The following is a 20450-nucleotide window of genomic DNA, read 5'->3' as shown; positions in this document are numbered from 1 at the left end:
ATCATCCCCCTACCCCCTTCAAAGGGGGACCTTTGACCTTGCTAATTGATAGGTATAAGCTTAGTTGAGTCCATAAAGGCAGTTACTTTGATCTATTGATATAAGAGAGATTTACACCTGCAGATGTCCCCCTTTGAAGGGGGCTGGGGGATGATAATCGTGCCCGAGAATCATGCAAATCCTGATTCAGACAGTGCTCCGCTTCTTGAACAATCCCTGGAAAACAGGCCAGATCTCGTAGGGTTCGTATACCTGCCGTATCGCAAAGGAGTCGTCGTCGCTGATGCGGTTGTATGCCTGCCACAGGTCACTTTCGCGCGGACTGTTGCTGATCTCAACGTAGGCCATGTACTGAATCGCAGGCAGGATATTCTCCAGTAAAAGCTGCTTGCATTCGGTGGCATCCTGCTTCGACCACACGTCGCCATCAGAGGCCTGGCAGCAGTACACGTTCCAACTCTCGTCGTAACGGGTTCGCATGATCTGCTCCATCAGTTTGAGCGAGGGCGCCACCACCGTACCGCCACTTTCGCGTGAATTGAAAAACTCCTCCTCGGTCACTTCCTTGGCTTCGGTGTGGTGCCGGATAAAGACCAGCTCTACATTTTTATATTGTCGGGTCAGGAAGATGTAAAGGAGCGTGAAGAAACGCTTGGCGATATCTTTCTCGTGCTGCCCCATGGAGGCAGACACGTCCATGATGCAAAACATCACCGCCGATGTAACAGGTATAGGCACCCGCTCAAAGTTGTTGTAGCGCAGGTCGATGTCCTCGAAGAAAGGCAACGTATTGGCTTGTCGCCGCACTTTCTCCATCTCTTCAGCGAGCGTAACTTTAAGCTCAGGGTCGGTCGCCAGCGACAGCTGCTCCTCCAGCAGCGCCAACTTCTTGTCCAGCACGCCCTTCAGGGCCAGTCGACGCCCAAGCGACTGTTGGTAACTGGTCTTGATGTTGAGGCGGGAAGGAACGCTGTCGCGGGTATAACCGGCACGTCGCATCTCAAAATTATCGGTGCTGTCCATCAGTTTCTTCACCATGTGGGGCAGCGCCAGGTCGTCAAAAAAATACTTCAGAAACTCCTCCCGCGACAGCACCACGGTAAATTCGTCCTCGGTCACCTCCGGACTGTTAGACCCCTTGCCCCTTCCGCTGCCTCCGCCACCTCCTTTGGGTTTCGGCACGCGATCGCCTTCGCTATACTTGTCGTTGCCGGGGCGTACAGTTTGCTTTTTACCGGTTTTGGGGTCGTGGTGAAAAGTAGGTTCCTCAAGTCCGCGCACAGGCACCTTCACATTACCACCGGTACTGCTGTCCTTGATGCTCTCCTGTGAGATGATGTCAGGTATAGCCTTCTTGATCTGGTTCTCAACCCGCCTCAAAAACTTCTGCCGGTTACCAGTAGACTTCCCTTTGTCGTTCTTCCGTCTGTCGATGATGTGGGACATGTGAAAAGAGTTATGAGTTATGAGTTAAAAGTTGGCAAGAAGTTGAATAAGATCACCTGAGTCATCGGTAAGCTTAGAAGCATGAGATCAGTTAGATTAATTGATAATGTTCCCGAAACACACTTTCAACTCTAAACTTTTAACTCTTAACTAATTTATGCCATAGTTTTTCTCACCCGCATGAACCAATCTACCAGGATGCGGATCTGCTTGTCGGTGTAGCCGCGGTCGCGCATGCGGCGGGTGAAGTCGCGGTGTTTCTTCTCGTCTTCCTCGTTTGACTTTACGTTGAAGGAAACGACCGGCAGCAGATCTTCGGTGTTGGTGAAGATCTTCTTCTCGATCACGTTCTTGATTTTCTCATAAGAATCCCAGCGTGGGCTTTGCCCACCGTGGTTGGCCTTAAAGCGCAGGAAGAAGTTCGTCACCTCGGAGCGAAAATCTTTCGGGTTGGCGATTCCAGCCGGCTTCTCGATCTTCTCGAGCTCTTCGTTCAAAATACTGCGATCGAATATCTCTCCGGAGTCCGGGTCTCGGTAATCGTTGTTCTGCATCCAGTGGTCGGCGTATACCACGTACTTCTCGAAGATGTTCTGCCCGTAAGAGCTGTAGGACTCAATGTAGGCCTTCTGGATCTCGTCTGAAATAAACTCGGCATACTTGCTGGCCAGTACCGATTTGATCAGGTGCAGGTATTTACTTTCTGTTTCTGGCGGCAGCATCATTTTGATCACCTCCTGCTCCAGCACATAAAGCAAATGCACCGGGTTGGCAGCAATTTCCTCGCTGTCGAAGTTGAACACTTTAGATAGTATCTTAAAGGCGAAACGGGTGGATATACCTTGCATACCCTCGTTTATACCTGCATCGTCACGGTATTCCTGTATGGATTTGGCGTTCGGATCGGTTTCGCGCAAAGTCTCACCGTTGTACACCCGCATCTTGGAGTAGATGCTGGAGTTCTCTGGCTCCTTCAGACGCGACATGACCGAAAACTCAGCCAGCAGCTCGATGGTCTTCGGCGCGCAGGGTGCCTCTTTCAGAGAGCTCTCCCGGATGAGTTTTTCATAGATTTTGATCTCCTCGCTAACGCGCAGGCAGTACGGTACCTGCACTTTGTAAATACGGTCAAGGAAGGCTTCGTTCTTTTTGTCGTTGAGGAACTTAGCCCACTCCGATTCGTTAGAGTGCGCCAGGATAATGCCGTCAAAAGGTATAGCGCCGATCGGTTCGGTGCCTTTGTAGTTCTTTTCCTGGGTGGCGGTGAGCAGTGGATTGAGCACCTTGATCGGGGCCTTGAACATCTCGACAAACTCCAGCAATCCCTGGTTTGCCAGGCACAGTCCACCTGTATAAGAGTAGGCATCCGGGTCGCTCTGCTGGTAATCGGCCAGTTTACGGATGTCGACTTTACCTACCAGAGTAGAAATATCCTGGTTGTTTTCGTCGCCGGGCTCGGTCTTGGAAATCGCGATCTGCTCCTGAATGGACGGGAAAAGCCGCACCACCTTGAAGCGGTTGATGTCACCGTCAAACTCACGCAGCCGCTTGGATGCCCAGGGGCTCATGCAACCGGGTATGTAGCGGGCAGGTATAGCGTATTCTTCTTCCAGTTCTTCGGCATAGTCGGCAAACAGCCCGAGCGGACTCTCAAAAACCGGACTAATCTGGTCGTCTGCCTTTAGCACGTAGATGGGGTTCTGCTGCATCAGGTGCTTAAGCTTTTCAGCCAAAGAACTTTTGCCGCCACCCACGGGGCCCATCAGGTATAGGATCTGCTTTTTCTCCTCGAGGCCCTGCGCCGAGTGCCGGAAGTAAGACACAATCTGCTCGATGGTGCTCTCCATTCCGTAGAAATCGCGGAAGGCGGGGTAGATCTTAATTTTTTTGTTGGAGAAGATGCGGCTCAGTTTGGGGTCCTGGCGCGTGTCTAGCATTTCCGGCTCTCCGATGGCGTCGAGTATACGCTCAGCGGGCTTGGCGTACATTTTCGGGTCTTTCCGGCACTCCTCAAGATAAGCAGCTACTGTCATCTCATTCATGGAGGCACTGTAATTGGTCTTGATCTTTTCTAAAATGTTCATAGGGCGTATTTTTAGAGAATCATTTTAAACCTGAGCGCAATAAGCAGTAGCCCCGAAAAGAAGAGCCCGTTTACTGCCCGTCAGCTGAATGTGTCATCATTTGAGTTATTTTATGGTCTGCATGCCTTATTAAAAAGGAATGCCGCTATGCTTGTTTGTCTGGCACCTGCGCTATGGCCAGGCCTTTGGTATATTCTGAGGCTATATGCTCGCGCACAGGTATGCGGGCAGGAAACGTGTACGCGTACACATCAAGCAGGGGCGCTGCTTTCCATTGCCCGGAACAGGGGAAGAGTGGCTCGGCGACAAAATGGGCTGTCCCCTGTGCCCTATGTTATGTTATACGTAGATTTTCGCTTTTCTATGGTCAGGCACAACCCCTCTATAGTTGCAGAACAGTGAGCCCGGATTTTAAATTCAAAATCGGTAATATTTTATAACTTCACATCTATACGTATTTTGTACAAAATTGTCTATACCTATACCTGTTGTTGCAGGCAAGGCAGCTCTGACCCATTACACAGCCATGTACGAAGATAACTTTAATCCACGCCGTATGCCACTTTTCCGGAAGGGCCGCGAGATCTATGAACTTACCGTCAAGATCGCAGATCTGATACCTGAAGATGATTCCCGGCTCTCCAGCAACAAGGCGTTTATGCTGGAGGATGCGGCGCTGCTGAGCGTGAAGGTGGCAGGTGCTGAGGGTGGAGACCTGTACGACATCCGGATGGAATGCGCCACGCTGATCCGCAAGGCAGCCCGTGACCTGCAAAACCACTGCAACACGCTCACCATGTTTGGCTTCGAGCACATGCATTACCTCCACCTGATCAGGGAGGCGCTGGAAGAGTACCGACTGCTGTTTATAGCCTGGGTAAGAACGTTTGACACCTGGAACTATGCCGTGGACCGCTGGGGCCTTTTCAATCCGCCCGGTGTGCAGCCCGATGATCCTGATCCTGCTGAGGGAAGGGATGGTTTATGATAAAAGAATGCAGCCTTCTGGCACAGAAAGAGTATAAAAGATAAACGAAGCGGAGCATGGCGGACGAAATGGAATTCTGGGATGAGGACAGGTACATGGAACTGAACACCTACTTCAGAATAAAAATACAGGGCATGGTCGACTCAGATCCTTACATCCGGGATTTGCAGAAATCGGAAAGCGGGCTGCAGTTAACCGACCTCATCAACCGCATGTCGGACCGTGACCAGAAGCTTTGGGAGGAGTTTATCAAACTCGATCGCATTAAGCTGCACCTCGACATGCAGAACCACCTGGAAGGCAAGGGCACCCCCTACTCTCCACGCCACGGCTTTGGAGGTGTGTCTTCTGAGGCTGATGACAGTGCTTCTCCCTGGTGAGTTTTGGGGGCCGGATAAGTACAAGACACTGCATAATATTCCGAAACATTTTGACAGAATGTCGTTTATACAAAAGGCGGATCGAAAAGTGGGTTAAAACATTGTTAATTTACCATATATCGCATCATTCCATTTCATTTTAAATACATTTTTCTATAATTTCGCTTCATTAAGAGACAATTCACGGACATATAAAAAATACAGGCATGTCAGAACACGCTGAAATAATTTTAGAGGGGAAGTCCTACAAGTTCCCGGTTGTAACTGGTACCGAGAATGAGAAAGCAATTGATATAGCTGCTTTGCGATCGGAGTCAGGCTACATCACCCTGGACTCAGGTTATAAAAATACAGGTGCCACTAAAAGTGCCATCACTTTCCTGGACGGAGAGCAGGGCATTCTGCATTACAGAGGTTACCCGATTGAGCAACTGGCTGAGAAGTCAAACTTCATTGAAGTAGCCTACCTGCTGATTTACGGCGCACTGCCAACTACACAGGAACTGGAGGACTTCAGTGGCAAGATCAAAATGCATACCCTCGTGAATGAGGACATGCGCAAGATTCTGGATGGCTTCCCGTCTACAGCACACCCAATGGGCATCCTTTCTGCCATGATCAGCTCCCTGACGGCTTTTTATCCGGAGTCGCTTAACCCGAACCAGTCGAAAGAAGAGATGGACCTGTCTATCATTCGTTTGATGGCCAAAATCTCTACCATTGCTGCCTGGTCTTACAAAAACTCAGTAGGTCACCCAGTAAACTACCCAAAAAACAAGCTGGACTATTGCTCTAACTTCCTCCACATGATGTTCGCCTTCCCAACGGAAGATTACGAGATCAACCCGGTGGTAGTAGACGCGATCAACAAGCTGCTTATCCTGCACGCTGACCACGAGCAAAACTGCTCTACGTCCACTGTGCGTCTGGTGGGTTCAGCCAACGCAAGCCTTTACTCTTCTGTGTCTGCCGGTATCAGTGCCCTGTGGGGACCGCTGCACGGTGGTGCCAACCAGGCCGTGATCGAAATGCTGGAGCAGATCAAAGCGGATGGTGGCGACTCGAAGAAATTCATCGCGAAAGCAAAAGACAAAGACGATCCTTTCCGTCTGATGGGCTTCGGTCACCGCGTTTACAAGAACTTCGACCCACGTGCTCGCATCATTAAGAAGGCTGCTGACGAAGTACTGACTGCCCTAGGCATCAACGACCCGATCCTGACCATTGCCATGGAACTGGAAGAAGCGGCGCTGAACGATCCGTATTTCGTGGAGCGCAAGCTATACCCGAACGTTGACTTCTACTCAGGCATCATCTACCGTGCACTCGGCATCCCAACCGACATGTTTACGGTAATGTTCGCCCTGGGCCGTCTGCCAGGCTGGATTGCACAGTGGAAGGAAATGCGCGAGCAGAAAGAGCCAATCGGCCGTCCGCGTCAGATCTACACTGGTGAAACAGAGCGTAACTACGTGGATATCGAGAATAGATAATATAGAAGTAAATTATAATGAAAACGGCCCGCTGCAGATTTGCAACGGGCCGTTTTCTATTTATTCATTTCCAGTTCGAGGGCTTGGTGGGATGAACGCCTAACCTTAGAGCACTCGCATCTCAATGCGGCGGTTCTGGCTGCGATTTTCGTCTGAGGTGTTTGGCTTGACCGGGCGGTTCTCGCCATGACCAACGGAGGTGATGCGGTCTTTAGGTACTTTGTTGCTGCGCAGGTAGTCGGCTACGGAGCGGGCACGACGCTCGGAGAGCACCTTGTTATCGGCGTCAGAGCCAATGTCATCGGTGTGACCAGATATTTCGATCTTGATAGCCGGGTTTTGCTGCATGAACGTGATGAGCTTATCCAACTCAGTTTTGGATTTACGCTCCAGCTTGTACTGCCCCGTGTCGAAGAACAGATTGTTGAGCACGATAGCAGCACCGGATTTGACTGGCTTCAGGTATACGTCCAGCGCCACCGGGTCTAGCGACTTGCGGGAGGTATAGTCAAAGCTTAGGCTGTTCATCAGGAAGCCAGGCGCTGACACGTAGAGCGCGTACTGCTGACCCTCGGAGAGCACGATGGTATACTCTCCTGATACCTTGTCGGAGTTGACCTGCTGCACCAGCGAGTCAGCACTCACATCATAAAGCTGCACCACGGCAGCAATCGGTTTTTTAGTATCGGCATGGAATACGCGGCCCTGGGCATAGGTACTGGTTACTTTGCTTCTCCAGTTTTCCGGTACATCCAGTTCATACAATTGTATGGTTGAGGCACCGGCTTCCGTCATTTCCTGGCGGGAATAGTAGCCTTTTTTGTTGTCGGCTGTGATGAAGAGCGAGCCTTCGTCGGCGTGTGTGTTGAGCGGGTAACCCATGTTCTCGGGTGCGCTCCATTTGCTTTTGTTGTCCTGCGTGGTCATAAACACATCAAGGCCGCCCATGCCCAGGTGTCCGTCGCTCACAAAATAAAGGGTGCTCCCACTCACGTGGATGAAGGGGGCCATGTCACGGCCTTTGGAGTTCACAGGTTCGCCCATGTTCTCAGGCTTCTGCCACGAGCCGTCTTCATTCAGCCGGGTCACCCAGATGTCTTCTTTGCCTATACCTCCCGGCCGGGTGGATGTAAAGTACAAGGTACGACCGTCAGCGGAGAGGCTGGGCTGGGAATCCCATGCCTTGGAGTTCACCACGGTGCCCATGTTCTTGGGTTTGCTCCACTCGTCCCCACTCCTGAAAGAGATGTACAGATCGCAATCGCCCTGACTGTCAGAACGGTTGCAGGAAGTGAACACAATGGTCTTGCCGTCACCGGAAATGGTAGCGGCTCCTTCGTTGGCAGCCGTGTTGATGGATGGTGAAATAGAGCTTGGTGGGCTCCATTGGTTGTCGCGGTACTGGCTGACAAATATGTTTTCGTCCTGATCAGGGCGGTGACCAGCACGAGCTGTAAAGATCAGGTGGCGCTGATCCGCAGTGGTGGAAGGAAAGTACTGCAGCTCGAAGCGGTTGACATTGCCGGGCAGTCTGACAGGATTGAAGCTCACCGGTTTTTTCATGGCCTCAGCAGCAAACTCAGCAGACTGGATCTGCTGACGGGCAAAGTCTGTCATACGGCCATTCCGGGGCTTGCCGCGCAGGAAAAGCTCAAAGTTCTTACGAGCGTTTTCATAGTCGCCCCGCTCAAAGTAAAGGTCTGCCAGGTCGAAGTAACTGTTCATCAGGCCGGCATTAAAGGGCTTGAGGGCCAGGCCTTTCTGTAGATTTTCAAACACTTCCGGCTTGTTGCCCATGGATCGGTGCAGATGCGCGATTTTGAGGTATGCGTCAGCATATTTTGGATCCCGCTCAACGGCCTCGTCCAGGTAGGCGAGCGCCTTGTTAAAATCTCGCGCCTGTGCGGCTTCTTCCGCTTTGTAGTAGAGTGTGACTGCTTTTCTGGAATTAGAGGCCGGTCTGCCTTGTGCCAGGCACGTGGTCGCTGTACTAAAAGTAATTAGAGTCAGAAGAAGCAGTGGCTTAAGCATAGCTTTTTACGGAATATCCATGTACTTGTGGGTCTGCAAGGACACACGCCATTGGGGGTTGTTTTTAACGTATTCGACAATAAGTGGCATCAGCTGCCCGGCTTTGCTCCACTCTGGCTGCAGGTATAGCTTACAAGTAGCTCCTACCCTTGCTGCATGCTCTTCTGCCCATGCAAAATCCGATTTGTTAAATATAATGACTTTTAGCTCATCTGCAAAAGGATAGACAGAAGCATCCGGCGCTTTAAACTTCTTTGGAGACAAACATACCCAGTCCCAGTGACCGCTTAGCGGGTAAGCTCCGGAAGTTTCGATCATGGTACGTATACCTGCGTCCTGCAATCCGGCTGTTAGCGGGTGGAGGTTGTAAAGCAAGGGTTCGCCTCCTGTTACTACGACGGTTTTGCCCGGAAAGGTTTTAGCCGTTTCAACGATTTCGTTTATAGGTGTGAGTGGGTGCAACTCAGCGTCCCAGCTCTCCTTTACATCGCACCAGTGGCAGCCCACATCGCAGCCGCCGAGTCTGATAAAATAAGCCGCCGTACCCGTGTTACCACCCTCTCCCTGAATGGTATAAAAAGCCTCCATCAACGGAAGTTCGCTGCCATCTTTAGGCACTGTATGAATAGAGGCAGTCTTGTATGCTTTTGTCGTTTCCAAATCTGTATTCCAATGGTTATACCTGTAGCTTCAGGTATAGACCTAATTAAATTTAGGTCGGCTGTACCTATCCAAAGTATAAGGCTCACCGAACTTGCAAAGTTAGCTAAAAAAGCAACAAGGTATACAGGGTGTTCCGTTCCGGTATCTTTGATTAGGGCTCCTACCCTTGGAATTTATAAGACTGGAAGATTAGCAGGGTTTTAAGATGGAATAAAAGCTGACACTATACCTAGTTAATTCTCAAGTGCTTCGGTAACTGGAGTAGATACTAAAAAAATGGGCAGGCCTTTGGCAAGCCCACCCATTTGATATAAATATACTGTAAATCCGGTGAATGCTGATTCAGACTAAGCGTATACCTCTTTTCTTGCCGCCCTGAGCGTGTTCTTCAACAGCATCGCAATGGTCAGGGGACCAACACCACCAGGCACGGGAGTGATATAACTACACTTCGGCGCTACATTGTCAAAATCAACGTCGCCACGCAGTCTGTAGCCAGATTTGCGGGTAGAATCTGGTACGCGGGTTGTGCCCACGTCTATTACCACGGCGCCTTCCTTCACCATGTCAGCCTTCAGCAGACCTGGCAGGCCAACTGCTGCAATGATAATATCAGCCTGGCGAGTGTGGTAGGCCAGATCAACGGTGTTGCGGTGGCAGAGGGTTACAGTGGCATTGCCCGGGTATGCGGCTTTGGCCATCAGGATGCTCATAGGGGAGCCGACAATGTTGCTGCGGCCGATCACCACACAATGTTTGCCGTTCGTTTCGATACCGTAGCGCTCGATCAGCTGCAGGATGCCATAGGGCGTGGCAGGCAGGAAAGAAGTCAGACCGGCGACCATACGTCCCACGTTAGCCGGGTGGAAACCATCCACATCTTTCTTCGGATCTACTGCTTCGAGTACCTTCTGGGTGTTGATGTGCTTTGGCAGGGGCAACTGCACAATAAAGCCATCCACTTCTTCGCTCTCGTTGAGCTCCTGAATCTTGCTGAGCAGTTCTTCTTCGGTCACATCGTCGTCGTAGCGCACCAGTGTAGAGCCAAAGCCGACGCGTTCGCAGGCCAGCACTTTGTTGGTCACATACGTAACCGACCCTCCGTCATTGCCTACCAGTATCGCCGCCAGGTGGGGCACTTTGCCGCCTTTAGCTTTAATTTCGGCAACTTCAGCAGCAATTTCTTGCTGAATGGTTTCGGATGTTTTTTTACCGTCGAGCAGAATCATGTTAATAGTTGAAAGTTATGAGTTAATTATTCTGAGTTGATGTTTGATAAAATACCTACTGACAAAGGGAAGATTTGCTTCCAAATAAATCGATTGTTCCTGGTCAATGCCTCCTCTATCAGGGGAATAAAGTGACAAGCCCCGGCGTGCGGGGGCACGTCGGGGCTTGCTAATGTTAGTCGAGTTTGAGCACAGCTAAGAAGGCTTCTTGCGGAATTTCCACGTTGCCTACCTGGCGCATGCGTTTCTTTCCTTTCTTCTGTTTCTCGAGGAGCTTGCGTTTACGTGAAATGTCACCGCCGTAGCACTTAGCCAGTACGTTCTTGCGCAGGGCCTTCACCGTTTCGCGGGCGATGATCTTCTGCCCGATGGCTGCCTGTATGGCGATTTCGAACATCTGACGCGGCAGCAGCTCACGGAGCTTCTCGCAGAGGCGCTTGCCCCAATCGTAAGCTTTGTCGCGGTGCACGATGGCACTCAGCGCATCCACTTTCTCGCCGTTGAGCATCACGTCCAGCTTCACCATGTTCGACTGACGGAAACCGATCAGCTCGTAGTCAAGCGAGGCGTACCCTCTGGAAATGGTCTTCAGTTTATCAAAGAAGTCGAATACGATCTCGGCGAGCGGCATTTCAAATGAAAGCTCCACGCGGTCGCTGGTCAGGTAGGTCTGGTTTTTCAGAACACCACGCTTGTCCATGCACAGCGTAATGATCGGGCCCACATACTCTGCCTTCGAGATAATCTGTGCTTTGATGAACGGCTCCTCGATGCGGTCGATGTAATTTGGCTCCGGCATTTCGGAAGGTGCGTTTACCTTCAGCAGTTCGCCTTTAGTAGAGTAAGCGTGGAACTGCACCGAAGGCACGGTCGTGATCACCGTCATGTCGAACTCACGCTCCAGACGCTCCTGCACGATTTCCATGTGCAACATTCCCAGGAAGCCGCAACGGAAACCAAAACCAAGGGCGGCGGATGTTTCCGGCTCCCATACCAACGAGGCGTCGTTCAACTGCAGTTTCTCCATGGAGTTGCGCAGTTCTTCGTATTCGCTCGTCTCTACCGGGTAGATACCAGCAAATACCATTGGTTTCACATCTTCGAAGCCCTGTATACCTACTGCCGGACGGTCAACGTGTGTAATGGTATCACCTACTTTTACCTCTTTTGCGTTTTTGATACCTGAGATCAGGTAGCCTACGTTACCGGCAGCCATTTCCTGGCGCGGTTCCTGGTTCAGTTTCAGTACACCGATCTCGTCGGCTTCATACGTTTTGCCGGTGTTAATGAACTTTACCTTCTCCCCTTTTTTGAGCGTACCGTTGTAAATTCGGAAGTATACCTCGATGCCTCTGTAAGAGTTGAAAACCGAGTCGAAGATAAGCGCCTGCAATGGAGCGGCAGGATCTCCTTTCGGAGCAGGAATACGATCACAGATCGCGTTCAGGATATTTTCTATACCGATGCCGGACTTACCGGAAGCCAGGATAATGTCTTCCTTATCGCAGCCGATCAGGTCGATGATCTGGTCGCTAACCTCCTCGGGCATGGCGTGTGGCAGGTCAATCTTGTTAAGCACAGGTATAATTTCGAGGTCAGAGCCAATGGCCAGGTATAGGTTCGAAATAGTCTGTGCCTCTATACCCTGTGATGAGTCCACGATCAGCAACGCGCCCTCACAGGCGGCAATGGAGCGGGACACTTCATAAGAAAAGTCAACGTGGCCTGGTGTATCGATCAGGTTCAACACGTAGTCCTCTCCCTTGTAGCGGTAGTTCATCTGGATCGCGTGACTCTTAATGGTAATGCCGCGCTCACGCTCCAGATCCATGTTGTCGAGCAGCTGGTTTTGCATTTCACGCTCCGCCACCGTAGAAGTAAACTCTAACAGGCGATCGGCCAGGGTGCTTTTACCGTGGTCGATGTGGGCGATGATGCAGAAATTGCGAATGTTCTTCATAAATAGTTATTACGAAAAACAAAGTTAAGAAGAATGTAGGTTTGTTGCTGTATTCCGGCTTAAATCATTTTTTGTTTGCCATTCTCACCAGACCGTTCCTTCAGATTAAGAAGGCAGTATATTGTATTTTCTGCATGGATTTTATAAATTTAAACCCTTGTAATTGAACCGCACAAGCCAAACACTATGCCCGAAGAGTCTTCCGATGCTGAAAAGATTGCCGCCATGGAGCGTGAAATCCGACATCTGCGCGAGAAATGTGAGTTTCTGGAAAAAGTCATTCATGAAGTTCCGGCTAACATCTACATTTCCAACCTCGACCTGGGCCTGATCTGGTGCAACCGTACCAACGAAGAAAGCCTCGGCTATACCTTGTCTGAGATACTCGAAATGGGCGGCATGGCCTACATGGAGGCTATCGTGCATCCGGACGACCGGAACATTCCCGAAGACAGCATCAACCATTACCAGCAGTTTAACGGAGCTGAGTTTGGTGGTCTGTTCCGGGCTAGGCACAAGCAGGAAAGCCAGTACAAGTGGTTCATGGGTTGGGCCAAGGCTTTCAGTAAGAACCAGCAGGATGAGGTGAAAGAGTTGATTTGTGTAGATGTAGACATGAGCCAGCACATGAACACCGAAGAGCAGCTGGTGCAGGCGCTCAAAGAGAGCCTCAAGCAAAAGAACAAACTCCTGCTGCAGAATCTGCGCAAGCGTGAGATCGAAATATTAGAATTGATCTGCCAGGGCTGTAGCACGAAAGAAATCGCAGAGCGCCTCTTTATCAGTCCGAATACCGTCAGCACGCACCGCAAGAGCATTCAGAGAAAGCTGGGCACCAACAATGTGGCCGACTTGGTGTCCCTTGGCAGGGAGGCAGGTATAGGCTAAGTTCCTTATGTAAGTTTCATGGTAGGGATAGCCTGGTGTTTTACTGCACCAGGCTGTATTTTTTTGGGGGCATATCGCGTAGAGCAAGGTATAGCCTGCGCTGTCATTCCTGCGCGAAAATGACTATATTCGCATCAAATTTGAAAAATCCTTGTTAGTAAATTATGCAAGTTACTAAAACAGAGCCATATAAGCCCTTCAACCATATCCGTATCGTGACGGCAGCCTCGCTGTTCGATGGACACGATGCTTCGATTAACATCATGCGTCGCATCATTCAGGCCTCCGGCGCCGAGGTAATTCACCTGGGTCACAACCGCTCGGTGCAGGAGATTGTGGACTGCGCCGTGCAGGAAGACGCCCAGGCCATTGCCATCACCTCTTACCAGGGCGGTCACCTGGAGTATTTCAAGTACATGTACGACCTGCTAAACGAGCGCGGCTGTGGCCATATCCGCATCTTTGGCGGTGGTGGCGGGGTTATCCTGCCAACAGAGATAGAGGAACTGCACGAATACGGTATTGCCCGCATCTACTCTCCGGACGACGGTCGCGCCATGGGCCTGCAAGGTATGATCAACGACATGCTGGAGAAATGTGACTTCCCGACTGGCAAAGACCTAAACGGCGAAGCCAGGCATCTGCGTGACAAAGACCCTAAATCCATTGCCCGTCTTATTTCAGCGGCTGAGAACTTCCCGGAAGAAGCCCGCAGCATTCTGAACGAAGTAAGAGAGCAGGCCAAAGAGGTAAAAACCCCGGTGCTAGGTATAACGGGCACAGGTGGTGCCGGTAAATCCTCGTTGGTTGACGAACTTGTGCGTCGCTTCCTGATAGACTTCCCAAAGAAGAAAATCGCTATCATTTCAGTAGACCCATCGAAGCGCAAAACAGGCGGCGCCCTGCTTGGTGACCGTATCCGGATGAACTCGATCTCGAACGAGCGGGTATACATGCGCTCGCTGGCTACCCGCCAAAGCAACCTCGCCCTGAGCAAGTATGTGCAGGATGCGGTGGACATCGTGAAGGCTGCCGATTTTGACATGATCATCCTCGAAACCTCAGGTATAGGCCAGTCTGACACGGAGATCATCGAGCACTCGGACATGAGTTTGTATGTGATGACGCCGGAGTATGGCGCTGCCACGCAGCTCGAGAAGATCGACATGCTCGACTTTGCCGACGTAATCGCCCTGAACAAATTTGACAAGCGCGGTGCCCTTGACGCCCTGCGTGACGTGAAAAAACAATACAAGCGCAACCACCAGTTGTGGGATATCAACGACGAGGAGATTCCGGTGTTCGGCACCATCGCCTCACAGTTCAACGACCCGGGCATGAACCAGCTATACCGCGCCGTGATGGCCAAGCTGTCGAAGAAAAAAGGCGTGGAGTTCGACTCTAACCTGCAGACTTCTAAAGAAATGTCGGAGAAGGTGTTCATCATCCCTCCTGCCCGCACCCGTTATCTTTCTGAGATCTCCGAGACCATCCGCAACTACGACAAGTGGACGAAGGATCAGGCCGAAGTCGCCCAGAAATTGTACGGCATCAAGAAGTCGATCGAGGCGGTGCAAGGGATCGAGGTGGAAGATAAAGACCGTTTGATCAAACAGCTCGAGCAGGCTTATTCCAAAGTAGAACTTAGACTGGACGGACAAAACAAGAAGATCCTTGAGAACTGGAAAGAAAAAGTACAGGCCTACAAGAACGAGTTCTACGTGTTCAAGGTGCGCGACAAAGAACTGAAGATCAAGACGCATACGGAGTCGCTTTCTCACCTGCAAATTCCGAAGGTATCTACACCGCGCTACGAAGCGTGGGGTGATTTGCTTAAGTGGAACCTGCAGGAGAACGTACCGGGCGAATTCCCTTACACGGCGGGTGTATTCCCGTTCAAGCGTGAAGGCGAAGACCCGACCCGTATGTTTGCGGGCGAAGGCGGACCGGAGCGAACCAACCGTCGCTTCCACTATGTGAGCTTAGGTATGCCAGCCAAGCGCCTGTCCACGGCTTTCGACTCGGTAACACTTTACGGCGAAGACCCGGATTTCAGACCGGACATTTACGGTAAGATCGGTAACTCGGGCGTAAGCATCTGCTGCCTCGACGATGCCAAGAAACTGTACTCTGGCTTTAACTTGGCCGACCCGATGACCTCGGTTTCCATGACCATAAACGGTCCGGCCGCGATCTTGACTGGCTTCTTCATGAATGCCGCTATTGACCAGCAGTGTGAGCTGTACATCAAGGAAAACGGTCTGGAAGAAGAAATCAACCAGAAAATTGACGCTATATACAAAGAGAAAGGTATAGCTCGTCCGCAGTATCAGGGCGAGCTGCCAAAAGGCAACGATGGCTTAGGCCTGATGCTGCTCGGTGTAACCGGTGACCAGGTGCTGCCGGCTGAGGTATACGAGCCGATCAAAACCCGTACGCTGGCAGCTGTTCGTGGCACGGTGCAGGCCGACATTCTGAAAGAAGACCAGGCACAAAATACCTGTATCTTCTCCACGGAGTTCTCGCTGCGCCTGATGGGTGACGTGCAGGCTTACTTTATTGATAAGAACGTGCGCAACTTCTACTCGGTATCCATTTCAGGTTACCACATTGCCGAGGCAGGCGCCAACCCAATTTCGCAACTGGCCTTTACGCTGGCCAACGGCTTCACCTTCGTGGAGTACTATGTGAGCCGCGGCATGGACATCAACAAGTTTGCGCCGAATCTGAGTTTCTTCTTCTCTAACGGCATCGATCCGGAGTATGCGGTGATCGGTCGTGTGGCGCGTAGAATTTGGGCGAAAGCGATGAAGCACAAGTATAACGCCGATGCCCGCTCGCAGATGTTGAAGTACCACATCCAGACCTCCGGCCGCTCGCTGCACGCGCAGGAAATCGACTTCAACGACATCCGCACCACGCTGCAGGCGCTCTATGCGATTTACGACAACTGTAACTCGCTGCACACCAACGCTTACGACGAGGCGATCACGACGCCAACCGAAGCTTCTGTTCGTCGCGCCATGGCTATTCAGCTGATCATCAACCGTGAGCTCGGCCTGGCCAAGAACGAGAACCCGCTGCAGGGCTCGTTTATCATCGAAGAGCTGACGGATCTGGTGGAAGAGGCTGTGCTGACAGAATTCGACCGCATCACGGAACGTGGCGGTGTGCTGGGTGCCATGGAAACCATGTACCAGCGCGGCAAGATTCAGGAGGAAAGCTTGTACTACGAAACGCTGAAGCACACAGGCGAGTATCCGATCATTGGGGTAAACACGTTTCTTTCTTCTACCGGTTCTCCTACAGTGCTCCCGACAGAAGTTATCCGGGCAACAGAGGAAGAAAAGCAGTACCAGATTTCCATGCTGCAAGGCTTGCACGAGCGCAATGCTGACAAGTCAGCCGACATGCTCAAGCGCATCCAGCAGGTGGCCATTAACAACGGTAACATTTTCGAAGAGATGATGGAAACGGTGAAGTACTGCTCACTAGGTCAGATCACCAATGCCCTGTTTGAAGTAGGCGGCCAGTACCGCAGAAATATGTAAGCACCACGTATACGATGTCGGCTCTTGCCGGCGTTATTAGAAGCAAAGGCCGGGCAAATGTCCGGCCTTCTTTTTTATAGCTGCTGACAGTCAACACCTTGACAACAAATTACAACAGAGCAAGGTATATAGCTACAGACAATACTCTCAACTATGAAAACTAAAAATAAAGACAAAGAAGGTATACCATTGGCGTTGATTGGCTCTACGCTCCTATTTCTGGGTTTGGCCGCATATGTATACCTGAGTACCAGAATAGACGAGGAAGACATCGACTTTGACTTGTGGGACGAAGACGTAAACGATTATGCCTGATCAGACTCAAGTCTAAGTCTTCAGTCATGTTTAAAAGCAAAAAGCCAGCCCGCGACCTAGACAGGTATAGCGGGCTGGCTTTTTGGCAGGTATAACTTTACCTTATAGTGCGAAGTTGCCGGAAGCCTCCGGTTGGAAAGTTACTTTTTCTATCTTGTAGTTGATGGTACCGGATGGCACAGGCCATTCCACCTCATCGCCTTCTTTGCAGCCTATGATGGCAGTACCAACTGGCGCCAGAATCGAAATCTTTCGGGCGTTCACATCGGCATCCTTCGGGTATACCAAGGTAATCTCCATTTCATTGCCGCTCTTCATGTCCCGCAGCAATACGCTGGAGTTCATCGTCACCACTTCAGCCGGAATTTCTTCCGAGGCGACTCTTTTGGCCCGCTTCAGCTCCTCGCCAAGTTTGGCAATGTTAGCTTGCATACCCGGCCCCTGCCGTTGCTGCTGCACCAGTTCGATCAGGCGCTTATAGTCCTGCTCCGTCAGATAGATCACATTTTCCATATCAGTTTAGTACGTAATTTTTGCTGATAGGACTGGACGAAGGCTTTTTCGGAAAGTAAATATCCCGGAAGCTCCTCGTTTGTCCCTGCTCAACTCGTCTGAATATTTTGTCTGGTGTAATGCCTTCCAGCGAAGCAAAACCACAGGCTTCCATCACTTCGATGGTAGACTTAATGGTATTGCCGTGGAAGTTGGCCACACGCACCTTTTTATCAGCTACGTCCAGTCCTTTGTACAGGTTCTTGTCTTGGGTGGCTATACCTACCGGGCAGCGACCCGAGTCGCACTGCAGGGCCTGTATACAACCCAGCGCGAACATCATACCGCGTGCGCTGTAGCAGATGTCGGCACCCAGCGAAATGGCCTTGATGATGTCCACGCCGGTAATGATCTTACCTGCTGCTATCAGCTTGATCTCGTCACGCAGGCCATACTGCTCGAGCATGTGCTGCACATAGGCCAACGCATCATAAAGTGGCATACCCAAGCTGTCGGTAAATTCCAGCGGTGCAGCACCGGTACCGCCTTCAGCTCCATCTATCGTAATGAAATCCGGATAGATGCGGTTGTGCTTCATCTCTTTGCACAGGAGCTCGAATTCCTGTTTATTTCCTATACAGAGCTTAATACCAATAGGTTTGCCTTCTGACAGGACACGCAGCTGTTCAACGAAGAGCAGCATAGTGAACTGGTCGCTGAAAGCGGAGTGCGCCGGTGGAGAGGCTACGGTGGTGTAAGGCTCTACCTTGCGAATAGCCGCGATCTCCGGTGTGTTCTTAGCGGCTGGCAGTATACCACCATGGCCTGGCTTGGCGCCTTGCGACAGCTTAATCTCCACCATTTTAATATGCGGATGCGCTACCTGCTCGCGGAAGAGCTCTTCTGAAAAGTTACCGTTTTTGTCGCGACAGCCGAAGTAACCCGTACCGATCTGCCAGATCAGGTCGCCGCCGCCCTCAACATGGAAGGGGCTCACGCCACCCTCTCCGGTATTGTGCGCAAAGCCGCCCAGTTTTGCACCTGCACTAAGCGCGGTAACAGCCGTTTTGCTCAATGAGCCGTAGCTCATAGCCGAGATATTGTAGATAGAGGCGCTATACGGCTGCTTGCAGCGGGTGCCCCCTACTGTCACGCGCAGGTCCTGGGCCTGCACATGCGCCGGGAACATGGTGTGGGCAATCCACTCAAAACCGGCCTCCTGGCTATTGGCCTGCATACCGAAAGGCACCGTTTGACGCACGTTCTTGGCACGCTGGTACACAATGGAGCGCTGGCGGCGGCTGAAGGGTTTGCCATCCAGGTCAGACTCGAAAAAATACTGCCGAAGCTCCGGTCGGATGCTTTCAAAGAAATAGCGCAGGTAGCCTACCAGCGGATAGTTGCGCAAAATAGAATGCCTGCCCTGCCGGATATTGCGCAGATACAGCAGGTGCAGCGGTACAATGGCCACGAAAAGCCACAGGTACTGCCGCTCAAACACTGATAAGAACAAGGTAATCAAATAAGCTGATAAGAAGGCGTATCCCATGGATTGCCTTACACTGACCTTACTTGCCATGATGAAAAATCAATGAAAATGAATTAGATGAAGAAAATTGATAAACCAGAAATACGTAATTACCAGTTTTGTGTGCGGGGTGCCAGAGTTATAAACTCCGGCTTACTAGTTAAAGGCCTTGGGGGAGGAAAAAAAGTTAAGGCAATAGCCATTCAGCCCATTACACATTACCACGTGATGAGAAGCTGCTACAAGACCCGAAGCAGGTATAGCAAGCCAGGAAGAAAGGTATTTGCCCGATGGCCTCATAATCTTTATGATTAATAGTGCAAAGTTAGCGGAAAGAAAAGGAGAAAACACAAAAATCAGCCACTAATAATTATAAGCAGCCATCTTTTGGCCTTATCTTTGGTTAAAACAGACACTTTTCTGTTATAGTGTTAAAATACAAGAAATGAGCCGGTAAGAGCCACAACCTTAATCCCTATATAGCGTTAAGAAAGTTAAGTTTAACTCTTCAGGCTAATAAACATGATGCGCTTTACGACAATTTCCTCTCTCCTGCTTATTGGTACTACATTCGGCTATTTCATGAAAGGCTGGATATCGCCAGAGCAGCTCCAAATGGACCTCCACGAAGAAGACATACACTTGTATCTCTAGGCTTGCTACTGTTGTTTTGATAATTTATAAAGCAGGTTTCCCAACCTGCTTTTTTTATCCTGCTACAGTCCATTATAGGTTAATCCCTCCATTAACCGTACCTTTACCATCCAGAAAACAATCCTATCATTTATACCTTTATACATGACACAACAGGAAAAAATAAGCTACATTATTGGCCGCGACATGGCTGCCAACCTTAAAAAGCAGGGCATCGACATCGAAGCGGAATCTTTTTTGAAAGGCCTGAAAGAGGTTATTGCCGGACAACCATCGACCTTATCAGATCAGGAAATCCAGATGGCTATGATGGCGCTACAGCAGGAGATGCAACAGAAGCAAGGTGCCAAAGGCGGTGAAAACCAGAAAGCCGGCGAAGCGTTTTTAGCCGAAAACAAAAACAAAGAAGGTGTAAAAACTTTGCCAAGCGGCCTACAGTATCAGGTCCTGGAGGAAGGCACAGGCAAGTCACCTGCGGCCTCCGACAAAGTAACGACGCATTATCATGGCACTTTGATCGACGGTACGGTATTCGACTCGAGCTACGAACGCGGACAGCCAGCCACTTTCCCGGTAAACGGTGTAATCGCGGGCTGGACAGAGGCACTTCAGTTGATGAAGGAAGGTGCCAAGTGGAGACTGTTCATCCCTTCGCAGTTAGCGTATGGTTCCCAGGGAGCAGGTGACGCTATCGGCCCGAACACAACCCTCATTTTTGATGTGGAGCTTATCTCGGTTCACTAAACTA

General features: G+C 50.7%; 16 protein-coding genes. 8 read left to right on the top strand and 8 right to left on the bottom strand.

Annotation, left to right across the window (positions count from 1 at the left end; translation table 11 throughout):
* Positions 1-186: 186 nt before the first annotated feature.
* Both C8E01_RS13400 and C8E01_RS13395 read right to left on the bottom strand, forming a co-directional pair.
* Complete coding sequence (locus tag C8E01_RS13400) at positions 187-1446, bottom strand: YeaH/YhbH family protein (RefSeq protein WP_116543953.1); 1260 nt, start codon at positions 1444-1446, stop codon at positions 187-189.
* 155 nt (positions 1447-1601) lie between these two features.
* Positions 1602-3530: a PrkA family serine protein kinase gene (locus C8E01_RS13395; protein ID WP_116543952.1), complete on the bottom strand. Its 1929-nt coding sequence runs from the start codon at positions 3528-3530 to the stop codon at positions 1602-1604.
* A gap of 526 nt (positions 3531-4056) precedes the next feature.
* Between C8E01_RS13395 and C8E01_RS13390 the strand changes: the two genes are divergently transcribed.
* The 3 genes from C8E01_RS13390 (at position 4057) to C8E01_RS13380 (ending at position 6391) form a co-directional block, all read left to right on the top strand.
* Positions 4057-4518 (top strand): hypothetical protein, encoded by a 462-nt coding sequence (locus C8E01_RS13390; protein ID WP_116544004.1) that lies wholly within the window; start codon positions 4057-4059, stop codon positions 4516-4518.
* 56 nt (positions 4519-4574) lie between these two features.
* A complete protein-coding gene (locus tag C8E01_RS13385; protein ID WP_116543951.1) occupies positions 4575-4898 on the top strand; it encodes a hypothetical protein in 324 nt (107 codons plus the stop codon).
* Between the two features lie 206 nt (positions 4899-5104).
* Complete coding sequence (locus C8E01_RS13380) at positions 5105-6391, top strand: citrate synthase (protein ID WP_116543950.1); 1287 nt, start codon at positions 5105-5107, stop codon at positions 6389-6391.
* A 105-nt stretch (positions 6392-6496) separates the two neighbouring features.
* Here C8E01_RS13380 and C8E01_RS13375 read toward each other — a convergent pair whose 3' ends face one another.
* The 4 genes from C8E01_RS13375 to lepA all read right to left on the bottom strand — a co-directional run bounded on the left by C8E01_RS13375 (position 6497) and on the right by lepA (position 12274).
* Positions 6497-8422 carry an OmpA family protein gene (locus C8E01_RS13375; RefSeq protein WP_116543949.1) on the bottom strand — a complete coding sequence of 642 codons (1926 nt, stop codon included), beginning with the start codon at positions 8420-8422 and terminating at the stop codon, positions 6497-6499.
* 6 nt (positions 8423-8428) lie between these two features.
* Positions 8429-9082: a 7-carboxy-7-deazaguanine synthase QueE gene (locus C8E01_RS13370; protein WP_116543948.1), complete on the bottom strand. Its 654-nt coding sequence runs from the start codon at positions 9080-9082 to the stop codon at positions 8429-8431.
* A 350-nt stretch (positions 9083-9432) separates the two neighbouring features.
* A complete protein-coding gene (locus C8E01_RS13365; protein WP_116543947.1) occupies positions 9433-10314 on the bottom strand; it encodes a bifunctional 5,10-methylenetetrahydrofolate dehydrogenase/5,10-methenyltetrahydrofolate cyclohydrolase in 882 nt (293 codons plus the stop codon).
* Between the two features lie 175 nt (positions 10315-10489).
* A complete protein-coding gene (gene lepA / locus C8E01_RS13360; RefSeq protein WP_116543946.1) occupies positions 10490-12274 on the bottom strand; it encodes a translation elongation factor 4 in 1785 nt (594 codons plus the stop codon).
* Between the two features lie 186 nt (positions 12275-12460).
* On the opposite strand from lepA, the gene C8E01_RS13355 reads away from it, so the two are divergent.
* The 3 genes from C8E01_RS13355 (at position 12461) to C8E01_RS21675 (ending at position 17028) form a co-directional block, all read left to right on the top strand.
* Positions 12461-13162, top strand: a complete 702-nt coding sequence (locus C8E01_RS13355) for a DUF4080 domain-containing protein (RefSeq protein ID WP_116543945.1) — start codon at positions 12461-12463, stop codon at positions 13160-13162.
* Between the two features lie 164 nt (positions 13163-13326).
* Positions 13327-16713: a methylmalonyl-CoA mutase family protein gene (locus tag C8E01_RS13350; RefSeq protein ID WP_116543944.1), complete on the top strand. Its 3387-nt coding sequence runs from the start codon at positions 13327-13329 to the stop codon at positions 16711-16713.
* Between the two features lie 153 nt (positions 16714-16866).
* Positions 16867-17028, top strand: coding sequence for a cell envelope integrity protein CreD (locus C8E01_RS21675; protein ID WP_165820637.1), 162 nt, complete (start codon positions 16867-16869; stop codon positions 17026-17028).
* 102 nt (positions 17029-17130) lie between these two features.
* Here the strand turns inward: C8E01_RS21675 and rnk are convergent, their stop codons facing one another.
* The gene (gene rnk / locus C8E01_RS13345; RefSeq protein WP_116543943.1) at positions 17131-17541 is read right to left on the bottom strand and encodes a nucleoside diphosphate kinase regulator; all 411 of its coding nucleotides are present in this window, start codon (positions 17539-17541) and stop codon (positions 17131-17133) included.
* Between the two features lies 1 nt (position 17542).
* On the bottom strand, positions 17543-19069 hold the full coding sequence (locus tag C8E01_RS13340) for an FMN-binding glutamate synthase family protein (RefSeq protein WP_243409565.1): 1527 nt from the start codon (positions 19067-19069) through the stop codon (positions 17543-17545).
* Between the two features lie 501 nt (positions 19070-19570).
* Between C8E01_RS13340 and C8E01_RS22075 the strand changes: the two genes are divergently transcribed.
* On the top strand, positions 19571-19702 hold the full coding sequence (locus C8E01_RS22075; RefSeq protein WP_262509644.1) for a hypothetical protein: 132 nt from the start codon (positions 19571-19573) through the stop codon (positions 19700-19702).
* A gap of 144 nt (positions 19703-19846) precedes the next feature.
* Positions 19847-20446 (top strand): FKBP-type peptidyl-prolyl cis-trans isomerase N-terminal domain-containing protein, encoded by a 600-nt coding sequence (locus tag C8E01_RS13335; RefSeq protein ID WP_116543942.1) that lies wholly within the window; start codon positions 19847-19849, stop codon positions 20444-20446.
* Positions 20447-20450: the final 4 nt, after the last annotated feature.

The organism is Pontibacter virosus (assembly GCF_003096355.1).
GTDB lineage: Bacteria > Bacteroidota > Bacteroidia > Cytophagales > Hymenobacteraceae > Pontibacter > Pontibacter virosus.
Note: the sequence above shows the minus strand (reverse complement) of the source record. Positions and strands in the feature narration are given on the sequence as shown.

Bases quoted from the DNA above. Each gene is read 5' to 3' on its own strand.
- C8E01_RS13400 (WP_116543953.1), bottom strand. From the start codon at position 1,446: ATGTCCCACATCATCGACAGACGGAAGAACGACAAAGGGAAGTCTACT.
- C8E01_RS13395 (WP_116543952.1), bottom strand. From the start codon at position 3,530: ATGAACATTTTAGAAAAGATCAAGACCAATTACAGTGCCTCCATGAAT.
- C8E01_RS13390 (WP_116544004.1), top strand. From the start codon at position 4,057: ATGTACGAAGATAACTTTAATCCACGCCGTATGCCACTTTTCCGGAAG.
- C8E01_RS13385 (WP_116543951.1), top strand. From the start codon at position 4,575: ATGGCGGACGAAATGGAATTCTGGGATGAGGACAGGTACATGGAACTG.
- C8E01_RS13380 (WP_116543950.1), top strand. From the start codon at position 5,105: ATGTCAGAACACGCTGAAATAATTTTAGAGGGGAAGTCCTACAAGTTC.
- C8E01_RS13375 (WP_116543949.1), bottom strand. From the start codon at position 8,422: ATGCTTAAGCCACTGCTTCTTCTGACTCTAATTACTTTTAGTACAGCG.
- C8E01_RS13365 (WP_116543947.1), bottom strand. From the start codon at position 10,314: ATGATTCTGCTCGACGGTAAAAAAACATCCGAAACCATTCAGCAAGAA.
- lepA (WP_116543946.1), bottom strand. From the start codon at position 12,274: ATGAAGAACATTCGCAATTTCTGCATCATCGCCCACATCGACCACGGT.
- C8E01_RS13355 (WP_116543945.1), top strand. From the start codon at position 12,461: ATGCCCGAAGAGTCTTCCGATGCTGAAAAGATTGCCGCCATGGAGCGT.
- C8E01_RS13350 (WP_116543944.1), top strand. From the start codon at position 13,327: ATGCAAGTTACTAAAACAGAGCCATATAAGCCCTTCAACCATATCCGT.
- C8E01_RS21675 (WP_165820637.1), top strand. From the start codon at position 16,867: ATGAAAACTAAAAATAAAGACAAAGAAGGTATACCATTGGCGTTGATT.
- rnk (WP_116543943.1), bottom strand. From the start codon at position 17,541: ATGGAAAATGTGATCTATCTGACGGAGCAGGACTATAAGCGCCTGATC.
- C8E01_RS13340 (WP_243409565.1), bottom strand. From the start codon at position 19,069: ATGGGATACGCCTTCTTATCAGCTTATTTGATTACCTTGTTCTTATCA.
- C8E01_RS22075 (WP_262509644.1), top strand. From the start codon at position 19,571: ATGATGCGCTTTACGACAATTTCCTCTCTCCTGCTTATTGGTACTACA.
- C8E01_RS13335 (WP_116543942.1), top strand. From the start codon at position 19,847: ATGACACAACAGGAAAAAATAAGCTACATTATTGGCCGCGACATGGCT.